Genomic DNA, 26,631 nt, shown 5'->3' with positions numbered 1-26,631 from the left:
TCATTTTGGAGGCCGTAATGATGATTATTGGAAGCGGGAAAGTCTGAATGGCGTCAAATCAAAATTGCTTTTTTTGTCTTGTGCAAAGTCAGCGGCTATTTCCCCTAAAACCGACGCAAATTTAAAGCCGTGCCCACTCAGGCCGGTAATCAGCAGCGTATTATCGTGACCGGGCAGGGTATCGATAATAAAATCTTCGTCAGGCGAATTATCATAGGTGCAGGAAGCGCCGTACAGGCAGCAGCCAATACCTGGCAACACCTGGCGCAAGAATGGGAAGGCTTCAGAACCGTCGCTGGTAATTTCCGCAAATGGAACTCGTTCATCCGCGGAATGAATCACCTGACCACCGTTATGTTTACCAATCTTCAGAGCGTCATTTTCGGCAGGAAAACCGTAATATTGATCGCCATTGGGCAGTTCGCCAGTAAACGCCGGAAATTTATTTTTAACGCTATAACGACCATCTGCCTGATACCAGGCAAATACTTTGCGTACTGGCTGAATCGGGAGTTCTGGTAGCAGGTCTTTTACCCAGGTTCCCGCGCAGACGATCGCTTTCTTTGCCTGATACTCGCCATCAGCCGTTGTAATGGTTACGCCGTTGTCATCATGGTGAATAGCGGTGACCGGGCAATTAAACAGTTGCGCGCAGCCAGCTTCATTCGCCAGTTTGATCCAGGTTTTAATCGCCAGTTCACTGCGCAAAAAGCCGGAATCAGCTTCAAATAAGCCGATGTAGTTGTCCGGGACGCGTATTTCCGGCCAGCGGGCCATAATCGCTTGCGCATCCAGTTTTTCGACGTTGAGTTGCCACTGTTCCGCACTGTGGGCAACGTTGGTGAGGAATTTGGAGTCAGAAGGACCAAGGTTGATGACGCCAGAGCGCACAAAAATAGGGTCTTCTTCGTTGTAATGGGAGAGTTCATCCCACAACGTTTGCGCGCGAAGCACTAACGGAACATATTTTTCGCCTTCACCATAAGCATGGCGAATTAATCGCGTATCACCGTGGTGACTGCCGTGTTGATGTGGTGGCATATGGGCGTCGGTCATCAGCACTTTCAAACCGGCCTGGGTGGCATAATACCCGGCTGCAGCACCTACGGAACCGCTGCCAATAATGATGAGATCGTATTTCATTTTTTTCTCTCTGCTCTCATGGTACAAGCAGAGTAATTAAGTGAATGCAGATATACAACCCAGAAATGGTAAAGGCACCGGTCAGGTGCCTTTTGGGTGGATGGTCATGTCATGTTAATGACGCCGATACTCATTTACATGGAAATCACCAGATTCAATTTTGGCGATTCCTGCTTCTAATATCGAAATAAATTGTCTGGCAACATCAGTAGTTAACCAGAGTGTCTGACCAACTTCAGTCCCTTCCTGATCGGACTTATTTGGGGTCTGGTAGTGCAAACGCAACATCAGCGCATCATAGCTATCAACGGTGCTGATGTCCCACCCTACGAGCGGATGAGTCTGAATGACTTCATTGTTTTTTTCCATCATGGCCCCCTAATTCGTGTTACTAGACAACGTTATTCGAGGTTCAATGCGTTTTTATCTGAAGCAACTTCAGTATACCAATAAGTAAGGGTGTTCACCGAATTTTTAAAGGGGGAAAGAGATATTTTTTTGGTTTTAAGATTTATATGAACAATAAAACAGCATGTCATTCATATTTTTTTAGCATATTGTGCAATTATTTTGAGGAAGTGTAGAAGATTTGTACGCAAAATAAAAAAGCCGGGGCGACCCGGCAAAACAAACATTACTGCATATTATTCGCTAACGAACCAGTCATCTGCGCTTTCCCATGTTTCTTGCAGAATTTCGCTAATACGTTGTTTATCTTCTTTTGTCGCGCCAATAACCGATAAATTATTGGCTGAAGCATAACGAACAGACACATGGCTTTCGTTATCAGGAAACGCATACTGAATACGGCGGGAAAGTTCACCTGCCAGAGCGTCAATAGCCCCGGCAGGTAATGGAGAAGTTTTCGCGATGGTGACTTCAATTCTCATAATAGCCCCCTGTTAAATATACTGGTTATTTATACAGGTAAAATAACCTAATGACAACAGGGTGCTACGTTTTTTTATTGTTTAACTGTCCAGCGAACCGTTTCTCCGGCCAGGAATGGCACCAGCGTGTCGTCGGTCAGAGCGATGCTTTCAGCAACTTGTTGCTCTTCGCGTACCAGTTCAATAAACGATTCGTTGACCGGTAAACCATAGAACTGCGGGCCGTTTAAAGAACAGAACGCTTCAAAGTGCTGCAACGCATCCATTTCTTCAAATACAGTGGCGTAACTGCCCAGCGCCGTTGGTGCATTAAAACAGCCTGCACAACCGCAGCTACTCTCTTTGCGATGACGTGCATGTGGTGCGGAGTCAGTCCCGAGAAAAACGCGATTAAAGCCACTGGCGACCAGCTCACGCAGTGCCTGTTGATGCACATTACGTTTGAGAATGGGCAGGCAGTACAGGTGCGGACGTACACCGCCAACCAGCATATGGTTACGATTAAACATCAGATGCTGGGGGGTAATAGTAGCGGCCAGCAATTCATTACCGTCACGAACATATTCGGCAGCATCTTTAGTGGTGATGTGCTCAAAAACCACTTTCAGCGCAGTCAGGCGCTGGCGCAGTGGCTCCATAACCGTTTCAATAAAGCGGGCTTCACGGTCAAAAATGTCGATATCGGCGTGTGTAACTTCTCCGTGCACCAGCAGCGGCATGCCAATTTTTTCCATTCGCTCAAGTACCGGCATGATAGTGTCAACCGACGTCACACCGTGGCTGGAGTTGGTGGTAGCGTTTGCCGGGTAAAGTTTTGCCGCGGTGAACACGCCTTCGTTAAATCCACGCTCCAATTCATTGGGGGCCAGCGAATCTGTTAAATAACAGGTCATCAGCGGGGTGAAATCGTGTCCGGCAGGTACGGCGTCAAGAATACGCTGGCGATACGCTACGGCAGCTTCGACGGTCGTTATGGGCGGAGCCAGATTGGGCATAACGATGGCCCGGCCATAAGTTTTGCTGGTATACGGCACGACAGTTTTTAACATGTCGCCATCGCGGAGGTGAAGGTGCCAGTCGTCTGGGCGGCGGATCTTTAATACCTGGGATGGTGCAGTCATTAATCTCTATGCTCCGGCTGAAGGGATGTTTTTGCCGGACACAAAGGATAAGCGGAAACGTTTTCCTTTGCACGAAAAATAAAGGGCGCGAATGCGCCCTTCGTGTTTAATCAGTAAACGGAATGACAATTTCGCCAGGTTTCACCTCAATACCTTTCGCCAGTTTTTTCGCCATTGCTTCACCCTGACTACCATCTTCGCGCAGAACGTAAGCCGGTTGCTGGTTGAAGTAATTGCGTAGTGCCTGGTTCAAATAGGGAAGCAATGTTTGCATTACCGTTTGCATTTTTTCTGGCTGCACCGTTGCGTCGACCACTTCCATCTCTTTCAGGAAGATCGCGCCTTTTTCTTTATCAAACACCGGCAGCGCCTTCAGCTTCAGTTTCATGGTTGCTTTCTGGCTGCCGAAAAGAGAGTTCATATCCAGATTGGCATCACCGGTTAAGGTGATCTTATTTGGCTCTTCGCGGCCAATTTGACTGGCCAGATTTGTCAGAACGATATGGGCATCAGCCACACCGGGCAAACCGATATCTTTTGAGAAATTATTATGTTTCGCAAGCGACTGGTTAATTTCTTGTTCGCTAATCGTGTACTGGGTGAGTTGATTACAGCCAACGAGCAGGCCGCTGATGATCAATGCAGCGGCAAATAAAAACTTGTTCATGGTAGTCCTCGACATGAAATCTGCGTCAATATCCTGACACAACGCAGCATGTGTCACCAGCGTTAAACCCGCCAGCAGAAAAAACTGAAAACAGCGGCGACAGGTAATAACAGGTTGCTGCGGCGAGTAGATTGACTGGGCGAACAATGGTAACAGAAAGCATGGCATTTTCAGGCGTCGCGTTCCAGCAACCGACGCGTAGCGCGTTTCTGGCTAAATTGCCACCCCATCGCAACGAAGGTGATAATGCCAATAATGCCCAACATTATCCACGGTAGTTCTGGTTGCTGCGCCGATTTACCCAGGTCAAACAGCCAGCCGCCACCGACATAACCGATAGCACCGCCAATTGCCAGGCCCAGACGACTAAACCCCATATAGCTGCCGCGCGCTCGTGCATCTGCCAGCGAGGCGCTTAGGGTTTCACGCGCAGGTTCGGCAATGATTGAACCGATATAAAATAGACAAATCAGGGTGAAGAGTTGTTGCAGATTGCTGACCATTCCAACCGGTATCATGCTTAACGACATGACCAATAGCCCAGCCATCAATCGGTGTTCCAGACGAAAACGTCTTTCGCTCCAGCGGGCGATAGGGTAAAGCAACGTTAAGGAGAGACACGCTTCAATGGCATACATCCATTTAACGGCAGAGGGCGCTCCGGCGATATCGTTGACCATAATCGGCAGCATCAGCATTACCTGAACGGCCAGCATGTAGTAGCCTGCCAGCGTCAGAACATAGGTGACAAAACGTTTATCGCGCATCACGCGGGCCATGCCTTCGCGGACTGGCGTACGCACGGTAGAAAGTTTCCATGCCGGTAACAACCAGGCATTAAATGCCGCACACAGCACAAACAAAATTGCACCCGTCGCGCAGACCAGGCGGAAATCGTATTGCAACAGCCAGCTACCTAATAATGCGCCAATGACCGCACCAGCACTGTCCTGCATCATCAACAGGGAGAAAAAACGTCCACGCTGTTGCGGGCGGATCAATTTGACCACCAGTGCCGAACGCGGCGGATCGAACAGAGTACCGCCAAGACCTGAGAGAAGGCAGGAAAACCACAGCATCCATGGCTCGTGGGCGATCCCCATAGTGGCAAATCCCGCGGCGCGCATCAGCATTCCGGTGACGATCATCGGTTTTGCGCCAAAGCGGTCGGCAATTGCGCCGCAAAAAATGCCTAAACCTTGCTGAATGAACTGACGCAGACCGAGAGCAATACCGACCATCACGGCTGCCCAGCCCATTTGATCAACGAAGCGGATAGAGATCAGGGGGAAGACAACAAAGAACCCCAGCACGACCAGCATATTATCGATGAGCAGGAAATATTTACCCAGGTTCCTGGCCTGTGAAACGCGCGACATTTCCCCTCCCGGGAAATAAAAGATGAGCACTTTCTATTCTGCATGGTCGCTAATACTTTTCCCATATTTCCCGGGACAATATTTTTTTATCGAAAGTCCTCTTTGATAGAGAGTTTTTATCAAATATGTGAATAATGCAGGAAATGGCATTTTGGACTTTTCACAGGTTCTGGTTGCGCAGGTATAGTAATACTTACAGCGTATTAAAGACGTTACGGGAAGGAGTAGGTATAGAATGTTTGGCTATCGTAGTAACGTGCCAAAAGTGCGCTTAACCACAGACCGACTGGTCGTGCGTCTGGTGCATGAACGTGATGCCTGGCGGCTGGCGGACTATTACGCAGAAAATCGCCATTTTCTCAAGCCCTGGGAACCAGTGCGCGACGAAAGCCACTGCTACCCTTCAGGCTGGCAGGCCAGGTTAAGCATGATTAATGAATTTCATAAACAAGGTTCTGCATTCTATTTTGGGTTGTTCGACCCGGATGAGAAAGAGATTATTGGCGTTGCCAATTTTTCTAATGTGGTGCGAGGATCTTTCCATGCCTGCTATCTCGGTTATTCAATCGGACAAAAATGGCAGGGCAAGGGGCTAATGTTTGAAGCCCTGACCGCCGCCATTCGTTATATGCAGCGTACCCAACACATTCATCGCATTATGGCCAACTATATGCCGCACAATAAACGTAGCGGTGATTTGCTGGCGCGACTGGGTTTTGAAAAAGAAGGTTATGCGAAAGATTATCTGTTGATTGATGGACAATGGCGCGATCACGTGCTGACGGCATTAACCACCCCGGACTGGACGCCCGGCCGCTAAGGAGAATGTTATGAAGTATCAACTTACCGCACTGGAAGCCCGCGTGATTGGCTGTTTACTGGAAAAACAGGTGACGACGCCGGAGCAATACCCGCTCTCCGTGAATAGCGTAGTCACGGCCTGTAATCAGAAAACGAACCGTGAACCGGTAATGAACTTAAGCGAATCTGAAGTGCAGGAGCAGTTGGATAATCTGGTAAAACGTCATTATTTACGCACGGTGAGCGGTTTTGGTAATCGGGTCACCAAATATGAGCAACGCTTTTGTAATTCAGAATTTGGCGATCTGAAACTGAGCGCCGCAGAAGTGGCGTTAATCACCACGTTGTTATTGCGTGGTGCCCAGACGCCGGGTGAACTGCGCAGCCGCGCGGCGCGAATGTATGAATTTAGCGATATGGCGGAAGTGGAGTCGACGCTGGAACAACTGGCGAATCGCGAAGATGGCCCTTTTGTGGTGCGTCTGGCTCGCGAACCGGGTAAACGCGAAAGTCGCTATATGCATCTTTTCAGTGGTGAGATAGATGAGCAACCTGTGGTAACGGAACCGTCGAAGGCGGTTGAAGGTGATTTACAGGCCCGTGTCGAAGCACTGGAAATCGAAGTGGCAGAACTGAAACAGCGTCTTGATTCGTTGCTGGCCCATCTGGGAGATTAAAGTGAAAAAATTACGTATCGGCGTAGTGGGGTTAGGAGGGATCGCGCAAAAAGCGTGGTTACCGGTGCTGGCGGCAGCGTCTGACTGGACGTTACAGGGGGCATGGTCGCCAACGCGCGAGAAAGCTCTACCCATTTGTGAAAGCTGGCGCATTCCTTATGCCGATTCGTTATCTAACCTTGCTGCCAGTTGCGATGCAGTTTTTGTCCACTCCAGCACCGCCAGTCATTTTGAAGTGGTCAGTGCGTTATTAAATGCTGGCGTTCATGTCTGTGTCGATAAACCCCTGGCAGAAAATCTGCGCGATGCCGAGCGGCTGGTGGAACTGGCGGCGCGGAAAAAACTGACGTTGATGGTCGGTTTTAACCGTCGCTTTGCACCGCTCTACAGTGAGCTAAAAACGCAACTTGCCACCGCAGTGTCGCTGAGAATGGATAAACATCGTACTCATAGCGTCGGGCCACACGATCTTTATTTCACGTTGCTGGATGATTATCTGCATGTGGTTGACACTGCTCTGTGGCTGTCTGGCGGCAAAGCCTCCCTTGACGGTGGTTCGCTGTTGACTAACGAGTCTGGCGAAATGTTGTTTGCCGAGCACCATTTTTCGGTGGGGCCTTTGCAAATCACCACCTGCATGCATCGCCGTGCTGGTAGCCAGCGTGAAACGGTGCAGGCCGTGACCGACGGCGCGCTCATCGACATTACGGATATGCGTGAATGGCGCGAGGAGCGCGGGCAGGGTGTGGTGCACAAACCGATTCCCGGCTGGCAAAGTACCCCCGAGCAGCGTGGATTTGTTGGCTGCGCGCATCATTTCATCGAATGCGTGCAAAATCAGACAGTTCCACAAACTGCTGGTGAGCAGGCAGTACTGGCGCAGCGCATCGTTGACAAACTCTGGCGAGACGCGATGAGTGAATAAACCCTGTAACATCTGGCGGTAGCAATTCACCATAATCCAGGTAGACTATTCGCCTCTTTCAGCGCCTGCGTTGCAGGCGTTTTGTTCGTGGGTCTGGATTAGAACACCAATGAATTTATTAAAATCGCTGGCCGCTGTCAGCTCGATGACCATGTTTTCGCGTGTGCTTGGCTTTGCACGTGACGCTATTGTCGCCAGAATTTTTGGCGCAGGGATGGCAACCGACGCTTTTTTCGTCGCTTTCAAACTTCCTAACTTGTTGCGCCGTATCTTTGCCGAAGGGGCATTCTCCCAGGCATTCGTGCCGATTCTGGCGGAATATAAAAGCAAGCAAGGTGAAGATGCAACTCGGGTCTTTGTCTCTTATGTCTCGGGCCTGCTGACGCTGGCACTGGCGGTTGTGACCGTTGCCGGGATGCTCGCCGCACCGTGGGTGATAATGGTGACCGCGCCGGGCTTTGCTGACACCGCCGACAAATTCGCGCTGACCACTCAGCTATTGCAGATCACTTTTCCCTATATTTTGCTGATCTCCCTGGCATCGCTGGTGGGGGCTATTTTGAATACCTGGAACCGTTTCTCGATTCCGGCATTTGCCCCGACGTTACTTAACATCAGCATGATTGGTTTTGCGCTGTTTGCTGCACCGTACTTTAATCCGCCGGTGCTGGCGCTGGCGTGGGCTGTTACGGTGGGCGGTATACTGCAACTGGTGTATCAGCTACCGCACCTGAAGAAGATCGGCATGTTGGTTCTGCCGCGCATTAACTTTCACGATGCAGGAGCAATGCGCGTGGTGAAACAGATGGGCCCGGCAATCCTTGGTGTTTCTGTTAGTCAGATCTCCTTGATCATCAACACCATTTTTGCTTCGTTTCTTGCCTCAGGTTCCGTGTCGTGGATGTACTACGCCGACCGTTTAATGGAGTTTCCGTCTGGCGTACTGGGCGTGGCGCTGGGGACTATTTTGCTGCCGTCGCTGTCGAAAAGTTTTGCCAGCGGTAATCATGATGAATACAACCGCTTGATGGACTGGGGCCTGCGTCTTTGTTTCCTGCTGGCGCTGCCGAGCGCGGTAGCGTTGGGTATTCTCTCTGGTCCATTAACTGTTTCGCTGTTCCAGTACGGTAAATTTACCGCCTTTGATGCGCTGATGACTCAGCGGGCATTGATTGCCTATTCAGTGGGGTTGATCGGCCTGATTGTGGTGAAAGTGCTGGCTCCGGGTTTTTATTCCCGCCAGGATATTAAAACACCGGTGAAAATTGCCATCGTCACGCTGATTTTGACGCAGTTGATGAACCTGGCGTTTATCGGCCCGTTGAAACATGCCGGACTGTCGCTTTCCATTGGTCTGGCAGCTTGCCTGAATGCCTCGCTGCTTTACTGGCAGTTGCGTAAGCAGAAAATCTTTACCCCGCAACCCGGTTGGACTGCGTTTCTGCTGCGTCTGGTGGTAGCAGTGCTGGTGATGTCTGGCGTACTTTTAGGTATGTTGCACATCATGCCGGACTGGTCATTGGGTACTATGCCCTGGCGCTTACTGCGTTTGATGGCGGTAGTTGTCGCGGGAATTGCGGCGTACTTTGCCGCGCTGGCGGTGCTGGGCTTTAAAGTCAAAGAGTTTGCCCGTCGGACGGCTTAATAACCAATCCCGGCCTGCATTGCAGGCCGGAGAAAATCTTCAGATAGATATCTTTTTACCGCCGCGATGGGGCGTTGAGGTTTGACCGTTGGCCCCGTACAGCGTCGGCTCCTGATGTGGTTTCAGCATTTCCAGCGCCTGTTGATTGCGCTCAATCTGTCCTTCCAGTAGCCAGCCGTTATGTTGATTTAACTGACGCAGTTGCTGCGTTTTTACGGTAATTTCCTGCCAGCATTGTGCGATATCGTTGCTGTTTGCGGCATCCGGTATTTGCCGACGTAACTGCTCGAGGTAATCCAGCGTCGCCAGCAGTGAGCTTTTTTGTTCTGTAATCCGTTGTAACTGACTGCCGTTGATCTGCCCCATAGAGAGATGTTGCAGCTCTTGCTCCATCACCGTTTTAAGCTCGTTAAGCACTGCGGACATCTGGTCGAGGATCTCTGCAAGACGCGTCATACGTTTATTTACTCAGTAAGTCTTGTTGCACTTCGCTGATCAGTGCATCGGCAATTTTGCCGACATCTATCTTTAGTTCACCGTTACGAATCGCCAGTTTCAACGCTTCTACGCGCTCAAGATTGATATCACTGCTGCCTGGTTGCATCAGCTTTGCTTGTGCATCGCTTAATGTCACACTGGTACTGGCGGCGGCGGTCGTTTTTGTCGAGCGGGTATTGGCTACCGGAGTGTCACTGGTTTCGCGTGGCTGAACGGTGCTTATGGGCTTCAGGGGAGCGGTGCGGTCAATACTCATGGTTTATTCCTCATTGAGGCGCTTTTATCATTTGTTGCTTATTTATCGGCAATAGTCGGTCAATCTTTAACAGATTACAGGTTTATAAGAATATTCCCATCCGCATCCACCACACCACTGACCACCTGACCCGACACCATGCGGACACGAGCATTTTGCGCAACCGCCGCGTTGTTCAGCGCCTGACCTTCAGCATTAGCGCTGAAACCATCGCCACTGGCGATCACGTTGACACGCTGTCCGGCTTTTACTCGCCAGGCCTGGCGCAGCATGGTTAGTTGTATTGGCTGCCCGGGCGTCAGATCGCGCAGACTGACTGCATCAACCAGTTGATTAACATCCAGTACAGTACGTGGCGGTAAGGTATCCAGCCGTCCGCGTTTCAGTTTGACGCTGGCAGATTCCAGTTTTCCTCCCCGCACAATGGGCATCGCGGCAACGACATAATTCCCGGTGGCCTGCACATTGACTTGCACATATCGTTTGTCGTTGCCGCAGCGTGCCAGCACATTCACATTGCCCCACAGGCGGGAATTACTGGTGATGGAAAACAATGGCTGTTCACACGCAGGCAGTAAATGGGGGGGCGTGCGAATAGAGATACGAACCTCATCACTCAACCCCGCCAGTTGTACCACAAAAAAGGTTTTCAATTGTGATGTGAAATCGCCAGCCGTACTCAGCGGGCTGAACAGTATCGCGATGAGTACCACGCCATGCTTCATTATTTGCATTTCCGCCCCCAGCCATTTCTACAGGCTAAATTGTACCCGCGCGGCGTGACCATCAACGGCATAAATAGCGACCCATTTTGCGTTTATTCCGCCGATAACGCGCGCCTAAAGCCTTTAAGCTGACGGCAGAATTTTGATATCTGCGGAGGAGATATGCTCGATAAGCTCGACGCCGCCTTACGTTTTCAACAAGAGGCGCTCAATCTGCGCGCCCATCGTCAGGAAGTGCTGGCGGCAAACATCGCCAACGCCGATACCCCTGGTTATCAGGCGCGCGATATAGATTTTGCCAGTGAACTTAAAAAAGTAATGCTGCGTGGACGGGATGAAACCAGTGTGGTGGCCCTGACCATGACCTCAACGCAACACATTCCGGCGCAGGCGCTGACGCCTCCTTCCGCAGAACTGCAATACCGTATTCCGGATCAGCCTTCGCTGGACGGCAATACCGTCGATATGGATCGCGAACGCACCCAGTTTGCCGATAACAGCCTGCAATATCAGATGAGCCTTAGCGCGTTGAGTGGGCAAATCAAAGGCATGATGAACGTTTTACAGAGCGGAAATTAACGGATGGCACTGCTGAATATTTTTGAGATCGCCGGGTCGGCGTTAACTGCCCAGTCCCAGCGTCTGAACGTAGCGGCCAGTAATCTGGCGAATGCCGATAGCGTGACAGGGCCAGACGGACAACCTTATCGGGCGAAACAGGTGGTGTTTCAGGTGAACGCCGCGCCGGGAACCGCGACAGGTGGGGTGAAAGTGGCTGACGTGATTGAAAGCCAGGCGCCAGACAAACTGGTATATGAGCCGGGAAATCCACTGGCGGACGCGAAGGGTTACGTGAAAATGCCAAACGTGGATGTGGTTGGGGAGATGGTTAACACCATGTCGGCATCACGCAGTTATCAGGCCAACGTTGAAGTCCTCAACACGGTGAAAAGCATGATGCTGAAGACCCTCACGCTCGGTCAATAAAGGAGAAAACCATGTCCATTGCGGTAACCACTACCGATCCGACAAACACTGGTGTCAGTACTACCAGCAGTAGTTCGCTCACTGGCAGTAACGCTGCAGATTTGCAAAGCAGTTTTCTGACGTTGCTGGTGGCGCAACTGAAAAATCAGGATCCGACCAATCCGATGGAGAACAACGAGTTGACATCGCAACTGGCGCAAATCAGCACGGTTAGCGGGATTGAAAAACTCAATACTACACTCGGTTCGATTTCCGGACAGATAGACAACAGTCAGTCGCTACAGGCCAGTAACCTGATTGGTCATGGTGTGATGATCCCCGGCACCACCATTCTTGCCGGTACTGGCAGTGAAGAAGGGGCGGTAACCACGACCACGCCGTTTGGTGTTGAACTGCAACAGGCGGCAGACAAAGTCACCGCCACGATCACTGATAAAAATGGCGCGGTTGTACGCACGATTGATATCGGTGAACTGACCGCCGGAGTCCACAGTTTCACCTGGGACGGCACATTAACTGACGGCACAACCGCACCGAATGGTTCTTATAACGTGGCGATTAGCGCCAGTAACGGTGGTACGCAGTTAGTTGCGCAACCGCTGCAGTTTGCTCTGGTGCAGGGCGTGATCCGCGGTAACAACGGTAATACGCTGGATCTCGGCACTTACGGCACCACCACTCTCGACGAAGTACGGCAGATAATTTAAGCCTTCACATTTCAGGAGTCAGTCATGGCCTTTTCTCAAGCGGTTAGCGGATTAAACGCAGCCGCCACCAACCTCGATGTTATTGGCAACAATATCGCCAACTCCGCCACCTATGGTTTTAAATCCGGTACGGCTTCTTTTGCTGATATGTTCGCGGGTTCTAAAGTGGGGCTGGGGGTAAAAGTTGCCGGCATTACCCAGGATTTTACCGATGGAACGACCACGAATACAGGACGTGGCCTTGACGTTGCCATCAGCCAGAACGGTTTCTTCCGCCTCGTAGACAGTAACGGCTCAGTGTTTTACAGCCGTAACGGGCAATTTAAACTCGATGAAAACCGTAATCTGGTGAATATGCAAGGTTTACAGTTAACGGGGTATCCGGCAACCGGCACACCACCGACTATTCAGCAGGGGGCGAATCCAGGCAATATTTCGATTCCGAATACCCTGATGGCGGCGAAAACGACGACAACGGCGTCAATGCAGATCAACCTTAACTCCAGTGATCCTCTTCCGACAGTCAAAACTTTCGATGCCAGCGATGCGGATAGCTATAACAAAAAAGGTTCGGTAACGGTATTTGACAGCCAGGGGAATGCTCATGACATGAGCGTCTACTTTGTGAAGACCGGGGATAATAACTGGGATGTTTACACCCAGGATAGTAGTGATGCAGCCAGTATCGCTAAGCAAGTAACAACACTGGCGTTTGATGCGAATGGAACTCTGACATCTGGTGCTTCTGCGTTAGTTGCCACCGGTGCAATTAACGGTGCAGATCCCGCCTCATTCTCGTTAAGTTTCCTCAACTCCATGCAACAAAACACCGGTGCGAACAACATCGTGGCAACCACCCAGAACGGCTACAAACCGGGCGATCTGGTGAGTTACCAAATCAACGATGACGGTACGGTAGTCGGCAACTATTCCAACGAACAAACCCAACTGTTGGGGCAGATTGTGCTGGCTAACTTCGCTAACAACGAAGGACTGGCGTCCGAAGGCGATAATGTCTGGTCTGCGACGCAATCTTCTGGCGTGGCGCTGTTGGGGACTGCCGGAACAGGCAATTTTGGCACGCTGACCAATGGTGCGCTGGAAGCGTCCAATGTCGATCTCAGCAAAGAACTGGTCAATATGATTGTCGCCCAGCGTAACTATCAGTCCAACGCCCAGACTATCAAAACCCAGGACCAGATCCTCAACACGCTGGTTAACTTACGCTAATCGCTGACGGGATAGCTCAATGGATCACGCAATCTATACCGCGATGGGGGCCGCCAGCCAGACGCTGAATCAGCAAGCGGTAACTGCCAGTAATCTGGCGAATGCATCTACACCTGGTTTTCGCGCGCAGATAAACGCCTTACGTGCAGTGCCGGTAGAGGGACTTTCGCTGCCTACACGCACGCTGGTGACGGCATCTACGCCAGGGGCAGACATGACGCCCGGCAAGATGGATTACACCTCACGTCCGCTGGATGTTGCGTTACAGCAAGACGGCTGGCTGGCCGTGCAGACCGCTGACGGTAGCGAAGGATATACGCGTAATGGCAGCATTCAGGTTGATCCCACCGGGCAACTGACGATTCAGGGGCATCCGGTGATTGGTGAGGCGGGGCCGATTGCTGTGCCGGAAGGGGCGGAAATCACTATTGCTGCCGATGGTACTATCTCGGCGCTGAATTCTGGCGATCCGGCAAATACCGTCGCTCCAGTCGGGCGGCTGAAACTGGTGAAAGCTACGGGCAGTGAAGTGCAGCGCGGCGATGACGGCATTTTTCGTTTGACTGCTGAAAGTCAGGCCACACGTGGAGCGGAACTTCAGGCAGACCCGACGTTACGGGTGATGTCGGGCGTGCTGGAAGGCAGTAATGTCAATGCTGTTGCGGCGATGAGCGACATGATTGCCAGCGCGCGGCGTTTTGAAATGCAGATGAAGGTTATCAGCAGCGTTGATGATAACGCAGGCCGTGCCAATCAACTGCTTTCGATGAGTTAATTGAAAGGATAAGTGACAAGCATAAGTTACCTGATGCGCAATTTTATCGGGCTTACGAGTTGCATCGCAATGTATTGAATTTGCGAGATCTTGTAGGCCGGATAAGGCGTTTACGCCGCATCCGGTAAAAAGACATATGCACGTGGTCAGCACTCCACTACAGGACATTTTATGATCAGTTCATTATGGATCGCCAAAACCGGCCTCGACGCCCAGCAAACCAATATGGACGTCATTGCCAACAACCTGGCAAACGTCAGTACCAACGGTTTCAAGCGTCAGCGGGCGGTGTTTGAAGATCTGCTTTATCAAACCATTCGCCAGCCTGGAGCGCAGTCTTCCGAACAAACCACCTTGCCGTCCGGGTTACAAATCGGTACTGGTGTGCGTCCGGTTGCCACTGAACGCCTACACAGTCAGGGCAACCTGTCGCAAACCAATAACAGCAAAGATGTGGCGATTAAAGGGCAGGGTTTTTTCCAGATCATGCTGCCGGATGGCTCATCGGCCTACACCCGCGACGGCTCTTTCCAGGTGGATCAGAACGGGCAGTTGGTGACGGCGGGTGGTTTTCAGGTACAGCCTGCGATCACCATTCCAGCGAATGCGTTAAGCATCACCATCGGTCGTGATGGCGTGGTCAGCGTAACCCAGCAAGGCCAGGCGGCTCCGGTTCAGGTTGGGCAGCTTAATCTCACTACCTTTATGAACGACACTGGGCTGGAGAGCATTGGCGAAAACCTCTACACCGAAACGCAATCCTCCGGCGCACCGAACGAAAGTACACCGGGTCTGAACGGCGCGGGGCTGCTGTATCAAGGGTATGTTGAAACATCTAACGTCAACGTGGCGGAAGAACTGGTCAACATGATTCAGGTACAACGTGCCTACGAAATCAACAGTAAAGCGGTATCTACCACTGATCAGATGCTGCAAAAACTGACGCAACTCTAAGGCATAACCGGTGGCTGGTTCACCGGTTTACTGATTTTTAAAGATGATAGCCATGCAAAAAAACGCTGCGCGCATTTACGCCATTTCCAGCTTGTTGGTGTTTTCACTGACCGGCTGTGCCTGGATACCCTCCACGCCGTTGGTACAGGGGGCGACTACTGCACAGCCGGTTCCTGGTCCGACACCCGTCGCCAACGGTTCCATATTCCAGTCTGCTCAGCCGATTAACTATGGCTATCAACCGCTGTTTGAAGATCGCCGCCCACGTAATATTGGCGATACGCTGACCATTGTGTTGCAGGAAAACGTCAGTGCCAGCAAGAGTTCTTCCGCTAATGCCAGCCGCGACGGTAAAACCAATTTTGGCTTTGATACTGTGCCGCGCTATTTGCAGGGGCTGTTTGGTAATGCCCGCGCTGATGTCGATGCCTCTGGCGGCAATAGCTTTAACGGGAAAGGTGGAGCCAATGCCAGCAATACCTTCAGCGGCACGTTGACGGTGACGGTCGATCAAGTGCTGGTAAACGGTAACCTGCATGTGGTGGGTGAAAAACAGATCGCCATTAATCAGGGCACCGAATTTATTCGCTTCTCCGGCGTGGTCAATCCACGCACTATCAGTGGTAGCAACACCGTACCGTCTACCCAGGTGGCGGATGCGCGCATTGAGTACGTTGGCAATGGCTACATTAACGAAGCACAAAATATGGGCTGGTTACAGCGTTTCTTCCTTAACCTGTCGCCAATGTAAGTGAGGCTGTGGTGATTAAATTTCTCTCTGCATTCATTCTTCTACTGGTTGCGGTCGTGGCGCAGGCCGACCGTATTCGCGATCTCACCAGCGTTCAGGGCGTACGGCAAAACTCGCTGATTGGTTATGGGTTGGTAGTTGGCCTGGATGGTACGGGTGACCAGACGACCCAGACGCCGTTTACCACGCAAACGCTAAATAACATGCTCTCGCAGTTGGGAATTACCGTTCCGACAGGCACCAATATGCAGTTAAAAAACGTCGCTGCGGTAATGGTGACGGCGTCACTTCCGCCTTTTGGACGCCAGGGGCAAACCATTGATGTCGTGGTGTCGTCGATGGGTAACGCCAAAAGTCTGCGTGGCGGTACGCTGCTGATGACACCGCTTAAGGGTGTCGATAGCCAGGTGTATGCGCTGGCGCAGGGCAATATTCTGGTCGGCGGCGCAGGCGCATCGGCGGGGGGCAGCAGTGTTCAGGTTAACCAATTGAATGGCGGACGGATCACCAATGGTGCAATTATTGAGCGCGAATTGCCCAGCCAGTTTGGTGCTGGCAATACCTTCAATTTGCAGCTAAATGAGGAAGATTTCACCCTGGCGCAGGAAATTGCCGATACCATCAACCGCACACGCGGATACGGCAACGCGACGGCGTTAGATGCGCGAACTATTCAGGTACGCGTGCCGAGTGGCAACAGTTCCCAGGTGCGTTTCCTTGCCGATATCCAGAACATGCAGGTCAATGTCACTCCGCAGGACGCCAAAGTGATTATTAACTCGCGTACCGGTTCAGTGGTGATGAATCGTGAAGTGACCCTCGATAGCTGCGCGGTGGCACAGGGCAACCTCTCGGTTACGGTGAATCGGCAGGTGAATGTCAGCCAGCCAGATACGCCGTTTGGTGGTGGAGAAACCGTGGTAACCCCACAAACGCAGATCGACTTACGTCAGAGCGGTGGTTCGCTGCAAAGCGTGCGTTCAAGCGCCAGCCTCAATAACGTAGTGCGCGCGCTCAATGCATTGGGGGCTACGCCGATGGATCTGATGTCCATACTGCAATCGATGCAAAGCGCGGGATGTCTGCGGGCAAAACTGGAAATCATTTGATGATTAGCGACAGCAAACTGCTGGCCAGTGCCGCCTGGGATGCACAATCGCTTAATGACCTGAAAGCGAAAGTGGGTGAAGATCCGGCGGCAAATATTCGCCCGGTGGCTCGTCAGGTAGAAGGGATGTTCGTGCAGATGATGCTGAAAAGTATGCGTGAAGCCTTACCGAAAGATGGCCTGTTCAGCAGCGAGCATACCCGACTCTACACCAGTATGTATGACCAGCAGATTGCCCAACAGATGACAGCAGGCAAAGGTCTGGGGCTGGCGGAGATGATGGTTAAACAGATGACACCAGAGCAGCCGTTGCCAGATGAAGCAACGCCAGCGGCACCGATGAAATTCCCGCTTGAAACTGTGATGCGTTACCAAAACCAGGCGATCTCGCAACTGGTGCAAAAAGCCGTACCACGTAACTACGATGATTCGCTACCTGGTGACAGCAAAGCGTTCCTCGCGCAACTCTCGCTTCCCGCCCAACGGGCAAGCCAGCAAAGTGGTGTGCCGCATCATCTGATCCTTGCCCAGGCGGCGCTGGAATCAGGCTGGGGACAACGGCAAATCCGTCGTGAAAATGGTGAGCCAAGCTATAACCTGTTTGGCGTCAAAGCCTCCGGCAATTGGAAAGGGCCGATCACTGAAATTACCACCACCGAATATGAAAATGGCGAAGCGAAGAAAGTAAAGGCGAAGTTCCGGGTTTACAGCTCATATCTTGAAGCGCTTTCAGATTATGTCGGTCTATTAACACGTAATCCGCGTTACGCCGCCGTGACGAATGCCAAAAGCGCTGAGCAGGGGGCGCAGGCATTACAGGACGCGGGATATGCGACCGATCCTCATTATGCCCGCAAACTAACCCATATGATTCAGCAGATGAAATCGGTAAGCGACAAAGTGAGCAAAACTTACAACATGAGTATCGATAATCTGTTCTGAAGAACTCAAGTCCGGCGGGTGTCTGCCGATAATGCTCTGTAATTGAAGGCTTATAAGGAACCTCCATGTCCAGCTTGATCAATAACGCCATGAGCGGACTTAACGCGGCGCAGGCAGCGTTAAATACGGCGAGTAATAATATTTCCAGCTATAACGTTGCCGGATATACCCGCCAAACCACCATTATGGCGCAGGCCAACAGCACTCTGGGTGCAGGTGGTTGGGTTGGCAATGGTGTCTACGTATCCGGTGTGCAACGTGAGTATGATGCGTTTATTACCAACCAGTTACGTGCGGCGCAAACCCAGAGTAGCGGTCTGACTTCCCGCTATGAACAGATGTCGAAAATCGACAATATGCTCTCTGGCAGCACGACCTCGCTGGCAACACAGATGCAGGATTTCTTCACCAGTCTGCAAACACTGGTCAGTAACGCGGAAGATCCGGCGGCACGTCAGGCGCTTATCGGTAAAGCAGAAGGGCTGGTAAACCAGTTTAAAACCACCGATCAGTATCTGCGCGACCAGGATAAACAGGTCAATATCGCGATAGGTGCCAGCGTTGACCAGATCAACAATTATGCTAAACAAATCGCCAGTCTGAACGATCAAATCTCACGCCTGACAGGTGTGGGGGCAGGGGCGTCACCTAACGAACTGCTGGATCAACGTGATCAACTGGTGAGCGAATTAAACCAGATCGTTGGTGTAGAAGTCAGCGTTCAGGATGGCGGCACTTACAACATCACGATGGCCAATGGTTACTCACTGGTTCAGGGCAGCACGGCGCGTCAGTTGGCGGCAGTACCGTCCAGCGCCGATCCTTCCCGCACGACAGTCGCTTATGTTGATAGTACTGTGGGCAATATCGAGATCCCGGAGAAATTACTGAATACCGGGTCGCTGGGCGGCCTTCTGACATTCCGTTCTCAGGATCTCGACCAGACGCGCAATACGCTCGGACAACTGGCGCTGGCATTTGCCGGGGCTTTCAATACTCAACACAAAGACGGGTTTGATGCCAATGGCGATACAGGGAAAGATTTTTTTGCCATCGGGAAACCGGCTGTGCTGGAGAATACTAAAAACCAGGGTAGTAGCGCGATCAGCGCCACGGTGACCGACGGCTCCGCGGTGCTGGCAACAGATTACAAAATCTCTTTCAACAATAATCAGTGGCAGGTCACCCGCCTTGCCAGCAATACTACTTTTACGGTGACGCCAGATGCCGACGGTAAAGTTTCGTTTGACGGTCTGGAGTTGACGTTTATCGGCACACCAGATGCTAATGACAGCTTCACGTTGAAACCGGTAAGCGATGCCATCGTCAACATGGACGTTTTAATCACCGACGAAGCGAAAATCGCCATGGCGAGCGATAAAACCGCTGGTGAGAGCGATAACCGTAATGGTCAGGCGCTGCTGGATTTGCAAAGCAACAGTAAAACGGTGGGCGGGGCGAAATCCTTCAACGACGCCTATGCCTCGTTAGTGAGTGATATCGGCAATAAAACTGCTACGTTGAAAACCAGCAGTACGACGCAAGGTAATGTGGTGACGCAACTCTCTAATCAGCAGCAATCTATTTCCGGCGTCAACCTTGATGAAGAGTACGGCAACTTGCAACGTTTTCAGCAGTACTACCTGGCGAATGCGCAGGTTCTGCAGACGGCGAACGCCATTTTCGATGCGCTTATTAACATTCGCTAAGGGAGAGAAAAAATGCGTTTCAGTACCCAGATGATGTACCAGCAAAATATGCGCGGTATCACCAGTTCCCAGGCGGAATGGATGAAGTATGGCGAACAGATGTCGACGGGTAAGCGAGTTGTTAACCCTTCTGACGATCCCATTGCTGCATCACAAGCTGTCGTGCTCTCACAAGCGCAGGCGCAAAACAGTCAGTACACGCTGGCGCGTACTTTCGCGACGCAAAAAGTGTCGCTGGAAGAGAGTGTGCTTAGCCAGGTTACTACGGCAATCCAGAACGCCCAGGAAAAAATTGTCTACGCCAGCAACGGCACGTTAAGTGACGATGATCGGGCATCGTTAGCCACGGATATTCAGGGACTCCGCGACCAGTTGTTGAATCTGGCGAATACCACTGACGGTAACGGGCGCTACATTTTTGCTGGTTATAAAACCGAATCCGCACCGTTTAGCGAAGCGAAAGGTGAATATGTCGGCGGAACTGAAAGTATTAAGCAACAGGTTGATGCTTCGCGTTCGATGGTGATAGGGCATACCGGCGACAAAATTTTTAATAGCATTACCAGTAATGCGGTAGCGGAACCAGATGGTAGCGATTCTGAAACCAGCCTTTTTGCTATGCTGGATAGCGCCATCGCTGCGCTGAAAACACCGGTTGCAGATAGTGAAGCGGATAAAGAAACCGCTGCTGCGGCATTAGATAAAACTAACCGTGGCCTGAAAAACTCGCTGAATAATGTGCTCACCGTACGTGCGGAATTAGGCACACAGTTGAACGAACTGGAGTCGCTGGATTCATTAGGTAGCGATCGCGCTTTAGGTCAGACGCAGCAGATGAGTGATTTGGTTGATGTGGACTGGAACGCGACGATTTCATCTTACATCATGCAGCAAACGGCGTTGCAGGCGTCGTACAAAGCGTTTACTGATATGCAAGGATTATCGCTTTTTCAGCTCAATAAATAAGCACTTTTCAAACATATCATGAAACTGGGTATGTTTTGTCTGCCCGCTCTGGGATCGCCTGAGCGGGCATTTTTTTGCCTTATTTTTGAGTGTGGCTGGCAAGAATACCATTGGGTGAAGTTGAATATATTGATTCATAACTGAAATAAAAAAAGCCCCGGCGGTTGCCAGGGCTTGATCGCTTTGAGTTAATGATTACTCAACAGGTTGCGGACGCGCAGGGGCGGCAGAGGCATGATGCGTCGCCGTATGACCACCTGCGGCACCTTTACCTTCGAAGGCAAAGGCTGGACGCTGCCAATCACTGTGGCGCGGCGCTTCCGGAACATATTCCGGTGCCGGAGCACGTGTCATCGGCGCGGTAGCGTGGTTATGCTCTACGACTACCTCGGCTTCAACAGGGGCTACTGTTTCAACCTCTGCTGCAACTTCAGCGACCACAGGCGCGGCAGGTTGAGCAACGACTTCAGGTTCGGCAATCACAACCTCGGCAGTTTCGGCAACTTCTTCAATATCAGCCGTCTCTTCCTGCGGTTCAACCACTGGTTCTGCGTGCTCTGCAACTTCCTGCGCTACGGCAACATCAGCTCCGGCAATCACCTGCGGCTGTTCAGTTACTGCAGCGGCAATCACTTCAGGATGCGTCGTTTCAACCACTTGCGGTTCGGCAACCTGAACAGGTGCTTCTACGACTTCAGTTACTTCTTCAACAACCGGCGCGGCAATGACTGGCTCCACAGCGGCGGTGACAGGGACTTCAGTCACCATCGGCTGAACCTGTACTTCTTCCTGCTCGCGTTGTTCTTCAACCTGTACATCTTGCGGACGTACAACCGGGTAGCGGATCCAGACTTTGCCAGAGGCCAGTTCCGGAGATGCGCACGCTACAGTTAACGGCATTGGTGACTGAACCGGATAACGCTCGTCACGATAGCGGCGACGACGCTGGCCACTTACGCGCAGGTGACGAGGCGAACGACGAGAACGACGTGGCATGCCACCGTTGTCACGGTTATCGGCATTGTTCTCTTCTTGCTGTTCCGGCGCAGTTTGCGCAACCACAGGCAGCGGAACTTTTACCAGTTCAGTTCGCTGGGCAGGCGTTTCCTGCATAACAGGCTCGGCAGCGACGGTTTCTTCAACCACCGGTGCGACTACAACTTCTTCAGCAACGCTTTGCTCGTAACGCACTTTTTGGTTCAGTTGACGCTGTTTACGACGTGGTTGAACCGGACGTACACGTTCTTCCTGGTCGGTTTCCTGAACAGATGGCTCTTCAACATTCAGCGCTTTAGCTTCTTGTTGCACCTGACGTTTATCGTCGTTACGGCGACGGCTACGTTCACGACGCGGTGCTTGCTGCTCGTCAGTGGTGCGTGCTTTTTCAGTTACATCGGTCTGCTGACGGTTCTCACGAGCCTCGGCAGTCTGCTGCTGTGCCTGGCGACGATTACGACGGTTTTCTTCGCGATTATCGCTGCCCTCTGTACGCTCACTACGTGTATCGCGGCGTTCATTACGGTCACGGCGGTTGTTCTGGCGAGGCTTACGGCGATCCTGTTGGCGCTCCGGTTTTGCTTCTGCTTTCGACGCGGGTTGCTCGGCCGGTTTGGTTTCTTCGCCGCCGCTGAACAACGATTTCAGTGCGTTGAAAAGACGGCTCAACAGGCCTGGTTGTGCTGGAGCAGCAGGCGTTGTCGGCGCAGCTTTCGGTGCTGGGGTTGCTGCCGGTGCTACAGTTTCAGCCGGGGTTGGCGCTGGTGGAACATCCGGCATGGCGAAGGTTGCCAGTGCAGGTTGTTCCGGGCGTTTACGTTCAGGGAATTCTTCCTCAGAAGGTAATGCCATCGCTTCTTCATGCAGTTTTGGCAGCATGTAGCTTAAGGTCGGCGTCTCTTCTCCTTTACGCACGCGCAGCACGTGGTAGTGCGGAGTTTCCATCTGATCGTTTGGTACAATCACGCAGCGCACGCCGTCCTGACGGGTTTCAATTGCATTCACCGCAGAACGTTTTTCGTTCAGCAGGTAAGAAGCAATGGGGACAGGAACAATAGCGTGGACTTCCTGAGTGTTCTCTTTCAGGGCTTCTTCTTCAATCAGACGCAGAATAGAGAGCGACAGGGATTCGTTGTCACGCACGGTGCCAGTACCGGAGCAACGCGGGCAGACGTGATGGCTGGATTCACCCAGCGATGGGCTAAGGCGCTGACGGGACATCTCGAGCAGGCCGAAGCGAGAAATATGGCTGATTTGAATACGCGCACGATCCTGACGCACCGCTTCACGCAGACGGTTTTCTACCGCACGCTGGTGGCGTACTGGCGTCATGTCAATAAAGTCGATAACAATCAGGCCGCCGAGGTCACGCAGACGCAACTGACGAGCAATCTCATCAGCAGCTTCCAGGTTAGTGTTAAACGCGGTTTCTTCGATATCACCGCCGCGGGTTGCGCGTGCGGAGTTGATGTCGATGGCGGTTAACGCTTCGGTGCTGTCGATAACAATAGAACCACCGGACGGCAGACGAACTTCACGCTGGAAAGCGGACTCGATCTGCGATTCAATCTGGTAGTGGCTGAACAGTGGAATTTCACCCGTGTACAGTTTGATTTTGCTGCTGAAATCCGGGCGGCCCAACGCGGCGATATGCTGACGCGCCAGTTCGAGCACTTTCGGGTTATCAATAAGGATTTCACCTATGTCCTGACGCAGGTAGTCGCGGAAAGCGCGAACGATAACGTTGCTTTCCTGGTGAATCAGGAACGGAGCAGGGCGGCTTTCAGCGGCTTTTTTGATCGCTTCCCAGTGTTTCAGACGGAAGCTCAGATCCCACTGGAGCGCCTCGGCAGATTTGCCGACGCCAGCAGTACGCACGATAAGCCCCATGCCTTCAGGCAGTTCAAGGCTTGCCAGTGCTTCTTTTAATTCGGTACGGTCGTCGCCTTCGATACGGCGAGAAATGCCACCCGCGCGCGGGTTGTTCGGCATCAGAACCAGATAGCTACCCGCCAGGCTGATAAAGGTGGTCAGTGCTGCGCCTTTGTTACCGCGCTCTTCTTTATCGATCTGAACAATGACCTCCTGACCTTCACGCAACACATCTTTAATGTTGGGGCGGCCATGAGCACTGTAGTTAGCAGGGAAATATTCGCGGGCAATTTCTTTTAGTGGGAGGAAACCGTGACGTTCAGCGCCGTAATCAACAAAAGCAGCTTCCAGACTCGGTTCAATGCGGGTGATTTTACCTTTGTAGATGTTCGCCTTTTTCTGTTCATGCCCTGGACTTTCGATATCCAGATCATACAGACGCTGCCCATCTACAAGGGCAACGCGCAACTCTTCCTGCTGAGTTGCGTTGATTAACATTCTTTTCATCGTAACTTACTCATTATTCTTACATTGACGACTAAGCTGCGGGCAAAGTAACGCCTTTCCGGGTGTGAACCGATGGCCTCGTGTCTAGTCGCGTCGCCAACCTCACGGTTATCGTCAGCTCAAAGAGGCGCAGAGTGTCGGTTGCCCGTTTTTCATGCGGAAAAACAGCGCAATTATCAGAGAAACAGACTGGGTATTACTCTCCAGAAATATTTCCATCTACCGGTAAGGACTGCAACCCGCAGCCCGCTAACTGCCTGAAAGATCAATACGTCTTACGCCATTGCTGCGTTGATGATCGGTCGGGCAAAATGGGTTATTCCGTAAAATTTCTTGTTTTAACAAGGTTGGACACGGAAACGTTCTCATTATTCCACTGCAAGCCTTGTTATAGCAAGATGACTTTTACCATTTATCACCCACTTACTCACAGTTTTTTCACTTCTTGCTGGTGATTGGTTTAATAACCAGCAATTAAGTGATTGCGCTGGGAAGTAATAAGGTGCAGAACTAAATATAAGCATAGAAAAATGAGTGGCGCGAATCCTGCTGGCTATTTAGAATCGCCCACCATGAAAACAGAGACTCCATCCGTAAAAATTGTTGCTATTACCGCTGATGAAGCGGGGCAACGTATCGACAACTTTTTGCGTACCCAATTGAAAGGCGTACCAAAAAGTATGATCTACCGTATTTTGCGTAAAGGCGAAGTACGGGTGAACAAAAAACGTATTAAGCCTGAATATAAACTCGAAGCTGGCGATGAAGTGCGTATTCCGCCGGTTCGCGTTGCTGAACGGGAAGAAGACGCGGTTTCGCCGCATCTGCAAAAAGTCGCTGCGCTGGCGGATGTCATCTTATATGAAGATGATCATATCCTGGTGTTGAATAAACCGTCTGGCACAGCAGTACATGGCGGCAGTGGTTTAAGTTTCGGCGTTATTGAAGGACTGAGGGCGTTGCGCCCCGAAGCGCGGTTCCTTGAACTGGTGCATCGGCTCGACCGGGACACCTCTGGTGTACTGCTGGTAGCGAAAAAACGCTCGGCGTTACGTTCTCTACATGAGCAATTACGTGAAAAAGGTATGCAAAAAGATTACCTGGCGCTGGTGCGCGGTCAGTGGCAGTCACACGTGAAAAGCGTGCAAGCGCCGTTGCTGAAAAACATTCTGCAAAGCGGTGAGCGTATTGTGCGTGTGAGCCAGGAGGGTAAGCCGTCAGAAACGCGCTTCAAAGTGGAAGAACGCTATGCGTTTGCCACGCTGGTGCGTTGTAGCCCGGTGACCGGTCGTACACACCAGATCCGTGTGCATACGCAATACGCTGGTCATCCGATTGCCTTTGATGATCGTTACGGCGACCGCGAATTTGATAAACAACTCACTGAAGCGGGAACGGGATTAAATCGTTTATTCCTGCACGCCGCGGCGTTGAAGTTTACCCATCCGGGAACGGGTGAGGTGATGCGTATCGAAGCGCCGATGGATGATGGTTTGAAGCGTTGTTTGCAGAAACTGCGTAATACGCGTTAATGCGAGCATATAAATCAGATAGTAGGCGGTAGGCCTGATAAGGCGTTTACGCCGCATCAGGCAGTCAGCACCAATTGCCGGATGCGGCGTAAACGCGTCCGGCCCATAAAATTATCCCATCAGCGGGTTTTTCCCTTCCCGACGTAACATCTGACAGAGCGCAATAAGCGGCAAACCAACCAGCGTGTTAGGGTCACGCCCTTCTAAACGCTCGAATAGCGTAATGCCAAAGCCTTCACTCTTAAAGCTACCTGCACAGTGCAGGGGATGCTCCTTACGCACGTAATTATCAATCTCCGCCTCGCTCAGATGACGGAAATGGACGTCAAATGGTTCCACTTCTGTTTGCAGATGTCCGTTGGCGGAATTATACAATGCCAGCCCGGTATAAAAGGTGACAATATTGCCGCTGGCTTTGCGTAATTGCAGGCGCGCATTTTCTTCCGTTAACGGTTTACCGGTGATTTCACCATCAAGAACACACACCTGGTCAGAACCAATAATTAAATGGTCTGGATAACGTGATGCTAAGGATTGCGCTTTTTCTTGCGCCAGTCGAAGCACCAGTTGGCGAGGTGATTCATCGCTATGCGGGGTTTCGTCGACCTCCGGCGCGGCACATTCGAAAGAGATTTGCAGTTTTTCAAGTAGAGCGCGGCGCCAGGGCGAGGTGGAGGCTAAAATAAGTTTAGACATATTTTTTTCCATCAGATATAGCGTATTGATGATAGCCATTTTAAACTATGCGCTTCGTTTTGCAGGTTGATGTTCGTTGTCAGCACTGAACGAAAATAAAGCAGTAACCCGCAATGTGTGCGAATTATTGGCAAAAGGCAACCACAGGCTGCCTTTTTCTTTGACTCTATGA

The 26,631-nt window shown here is 51.5% G+C and carries 27 protein-coding genes; 16 read left to right on the top strand and 11 right to left on the bottom strand.

The genetic code is table 11. The features are described from left to right. Nucleotides 1–24 precede the first annotated feature (24 nt). The 6 genes from solA to mdtH form a co-directional block, all read right to left on the bottom strand. Nucleotides 25–1,143, bottom strand: coding sequence for an N-methyl-L-tryptophan oxidase (solA, locus tag A9587_RS06015; protein WP_105263255.1), 1,119 nt, complete (start codon nucleotides 1,141–1,143; stop codon nucleotides 25–27). 114 nt (nucleotides 1,144–1,257) lie between these two features. Beyond that, nucleotides 1,258–1,512: a biofilm formation regulator BssS gene (gene bssS, locus A9587_RS06010; protein WP_105263256.1), complete on the bottom strand. Its 255-nt coding sequence runs from the start codon at nucleotides 1,510–1,512 to the stop codon at nucleotides 1,258–1,260. Nucleotides 1,513–1,787: 275 nt separating this feature from the next. Next, nucleotides 1,788–2,033: a DNA damage-inducible protein I gene (dinI, locus tag A9587_RS06005; protein ID WP_001217758.1), complete on the bottom strand. Its 246-nt coding sequence runs from the start codon at nucleotides 2,031–2,033 to the stop codon at nucleotides 1,788–1,790. A 74-nt stretch (nucleotides 2,034–2,107) separates the two neighbouring features. Next, complete coding sequence (pyrC, locus tag A9587_RS06000; protein ID WP_000126569.1) at nucleotides 2,108–3,154, bottom strand: dihydroorotase; 1,047 nt, start codon at nucleotides 3,152–3,154, stop codon at nucleotides 2,108–2,110. A 106-nt stretch (nucleotides 3,155–3,260) separates the two neighbouring features. Continuing rightward, on the bottom strand, nucleotides 3,261–3,821 hold the full coding sequence (locus A9587_RS05995; RefSeq protein ID WP_010377240.1) for a lipoprotein: 561 nt from the start codon (nucleotides 3,819–3,821) through the stop codon (nucleotides 3,261–3,263). 170 nt (nucleotides 3,822–3,991) lie between these two features. Further along, nucleotides 3,992–5,200 carry a multidrug efflux MFS transporter MdtH gene (gene mdtH / locus A9587_RS05990; RefSeq protein ID WP_105263257.1) on the bottom strand — a complete coding sequence of 403 codons (1,209 nt, stop codon included), beginning with the start codon at nucleotides 5,198–5,200 and terminating at the stop codon, nucleotides 3,992–3,994. 235 nt (nucleotides 5,201–5,435) lie between these two features. Between mdtH and rimJ the strand changes: the two genes are divergently transcribed. The 4 genes from rimJ (at nucleotide 5,436) to murJ (ending at nucleotide 9,248) form a co-directional block, all read left to right on the top strand. Beyond that, nucleotides 5,436–6,020, top strand: a complete 585-nt coding sequence (gene rimJ / locus A9587_RS05985; protein WP_000468210.1) for a ribosomal protein S5-alanine N-acetyltransferase — start codon at nucleotides 5,436–5,438, stop codon at nucleotides 6,018–6,020. Between the two features lie 10 nt (nucleotides 6,021–6,030). Then, a complete protein-coding gene (locus A9587_RS05980; protein WP_000877132.1) occupies nucleotides 6,031–6,678 on the top strand; it encodes a YceH family protein in 648 nt (215 codons plus the stop codon). A 1-nt stretch (nucleotide 6,679) separates the two neighbouring features. Then, the gene (locus tag A9587_RS05975) at nucleotides 6,680–7,603 is read left to right on the top strand and encodes a Gfo/Idh/MocA family protein (RefSeq protein ID WP_105263259.1); all 924 of its coding nucleotides are present in this window, start codon (nucleotides 6,680–6,682) and stop codon (nucleotides 7,601–7,603) included. 109 nt (nucleotides 7,604–7,712) lie between these two features. Then, complete coding sequence (gene murJ / locus A9587_RS05970; protein ID WP_001050690.1) at nucleotides 7,713–9,248, top strand: murein biosynthesis integral membrane protein MurJ; 1,536 nt, start codon at nucleotides 7,713–7,715, stop codon at nucleotides 9,246–9,248. 39 nt (nucleotides 9,249–9,287) lie between these two features. Here the strand turns inward: murJ and flgN are convergent, their stop codons facing one another. The 3 genes from flgN to flgA form a co-directional block, all read right to left on the bottom strand. Next, nucleotides 9,288–9,704: a flagella biosynthesis chaperone FlgN gene (gene flgN, locus A9587_RS05965; RefSeq protein WP_105263260.1), complete on the bottom strand. Its 417-nt coding sequence runs from the start codon at nucleotides 9,702–9,704 to the stop codon at nucleotides 9,288–9,290. A 4-nt stretch (nucleotides 9,705–9,708) separates the two neighbouring features. Next, the gene (gene flgM / locus A9587_RS05960; RefSeq protein WP_000020864.1) at nucleotides 9,709–10,002 is read right to left on the bottom strand and encodes a flagellar biosynthesis anti-sigma factor FlgM; all 294 of its coding nucleotides are present in this window, start codon (nucleotides 10,000–10,002) and stop codon (nucleotides 9,709–9,711) included. 74 nt (nucleotides 10,003–10,076) lie between these two features. Beyond that, the gene (gene flgA / locus A9587_RS05955) at nucleotides 10,077–10,736 is read right to left on the bottom strand and encodes a flagellar basal body P-ring formation chaperone FlgA (protein WP_001166613.1); all 660 of its coding nucleotides are present in this window, start codon (nucleotides 10,734–10,736) and stop codon (nucleotides 10,077–10,079) included. 153 nt (nucleotides 10,737–10,889) lie between these two features. Here flgA and flgB point away from each other — a divergent pair, with 153 nt between their 5' ends. From flgB to flgL, 11 genes are all read left to right on the top strand, one after another. Further along, on the top strand, nucleotides 10,890–11,306 hold the full coding sequence (gene flgB, locus A9587_RS05950; protein ID WP_000884689.1) for a flagellar basal body rod protein FlgB: 417 nt from the start codon (nucleotides 10,890–10,892) through the stop codon (nucleotides 11,304–11,306). A gap of 3 nt (nucleotides 11,307–11,309) precedes the next feature. After that, on the top strand, nucleotides 11,310–11,714 hold the full coding sequence (gene flgC, locus A9587_RS05945) for a flagellar basal body rod protein FlgC (RefSeq protein ID WP_001196470.1): 405 nt from the start codon (nucleotides 11,310–11,312) through the stop codon (nucleotides 11,712–11,714). Nucleotides 11,715–11,725: 11 nt separating this feature from the next. Further along, a complete protein-coding gene (gene flgD / locus A9587_RS05940) occupies nucleotides 11,726–12,421 on the top strand; it encodes a flagellar hook assembly protein FlgD (RefSeq protein WP_000020468.1) in 696 nt (231 codons plus the stop codon). A 24-nt stretch (nucleotides 12,422–12,445) separates the two neighbouring features. Then, the gene (gene flgE, locus A9587_RS05935) at nucleotides 12,446–13,651 is read left to right on the top strand and encodes a flagellar hook protein FlgE (RefSeq protein WP_000885838.1); all 1,206 of its coding nucleotides are present in this window, start codon (nucleotides 12,446–12,448) and stop codon (nucleotides 13,649–13,651) included. 19 nt (nucleotides 13,652–13,670) lie between these two features. Beyond that, nucleotides 13,671–14,426, top strand: a complete 756-nt coding sequence (flgF, locus tag A9587_RS05930) for a flagellar basal-body rod protein FlgF (protein WP_000349270.1) — start codon at nucleotides 13,671–13,673, stop codon at nucleotides 14,424–14,426. A 171-nt stretch (nucleotides 14,427–14,597) separates the two neighbouring features. After that, on the top strand, nucleotides 14,598–15,380 hold the full coding sequence (gene flgG, locus A9587_RS05925; RefSeq protein WP_000625823.1) for a flagellar basal-body rod protein FlgG: 783 nt from the start codon (nucleotides 14,598–14,600) through the stop codon (nucleotides 15,378–15,380). A gap of 52 nt (nucleotides 15,381–15,432) precedes the next feature. Beyond that, a complete protein-coding gene (gene flgH / locus A9587_RS05920; RefSeq protein WP_016248589.1) occupies nucleotides 15,433–16,131 on the top strand; it encodes a flagellar basal body L-ring protein FlgH in 699 nt (232 codons plus the stop codon). Nucleotides 16,132–16,142: 11 nt separating this feature from the next. After that, nucleotides 16,143–17,240 carry a flagellar basal body P-ring protein FlgI gene (gene flgI, locus A9587_RS05915; RefSeq protein WP_001516179.1) on the top strand — a complete coding sequence of 366 codons (1,098 nt, stop codon included), beginning with the start codon at nucleotides 16,143–16,145 and terminating at the stop codon, nucleotides 17,238–17,240. Further along, a complete protein-coding gene (gene flgJ / locus A9587_RS05910) occupies nucleotides 17,240–18,181 on the top strand; it encodes a flagellar assembly peptidoglycan hydrolase FlgJ (RefSeq protein WP_105263261.1) in 942 nt (313 codons plus the stop codon). Before flgI ends, flgJ begins: the two co-directional genes overlap by 1 nt. Nucleotides 18,182–18,246: 65 nt before the next feature. Further along, nucleotides 18,247–19,890, top strand: a complete 1,644-nt coding sequence (gene flgK / locus A9587_RS05905) for a flagellar hook-associated protein FlgK (RefSeq protein ID WP_016242625.1) — start codon at nucleotides 18,247–18,249, stop codon at nucleotides 19,888–19,890. Between the two features lie 12 nt (nucleotides 19,891–19,902). After that, nucleotides 19,903–20,856, top strand: coding sequence for a flagellar hook-associated protein FlgL (gene flgL, locus A9587_RS05900; protein WP_001212793.1), 954 nt, complete (start codon nucleotides 19,903–19,905; stop codon nucleotides 20,854–20,856). Between the two features lie 195 nt (nucleotides 20,857–21,051). Here flgL and rne read toward each other — a convergent pair whose 3' ends face one another. Continuing rightward, nucleotides 21,052–24,231, bottom strand: coding sequence for a ribonuclease E (rne, locus tag A9587_RS05895; protein ID WP_105263262.1), 3,180 nt, complete (start codon nucleotides 24,229–24,231; stop codon nucleotides 21,052–21,054). A 572-nt stretch (nucleotides 24,232–24,803) separates the two neighbouring features. Here rne and rluC point away from each other — a divergent pair. Then, nucleotides 24,804–25,763, top strand: coding sequence for a 23S rRNA pseudouridine(955/2504/2580) synthase RluC (rluC, locus tag A9587_RS05885; RefSeq protein WP_024191859.1), 960 nt, complete (start codon nucleotides 24,804–24,806; stop codon nucleotides 25,761–25,763). 111 nt (nucleotides 25,764–25,874) lie between these two features. On the opposite strand, the gene yceF is transcribed toward rluC, so the two are convergent. Next, complete coding sequence (gene yceF, locus A9587_RS05880) at nucleotides 25,875–26,459, bottom strand: 7-methyl-GTP pyrophosphatase (protein ID WP_001516185.1); 585 nt, start codon at nucleotides 26,457–26,459, stop codon at nucleotides 25,875–25,877. Nucleotides 26,460–26,631 lie beyond the last annotated feature (172 nt).

This window comes from Escherichia sp. MOD1-EC6162 (assembly GCF_002965125.1).
Taxonomy (GTDB): domain Bacteria; phylum Pseudomonadota; class Gammaproteobacteria; order Enterobacterales; family Enterobacteriaceae; genus Escherichia; species Escherichia marmotae.
This window is presented reverse-complemented; position numbering and strand designations above follow the sequence as displayed.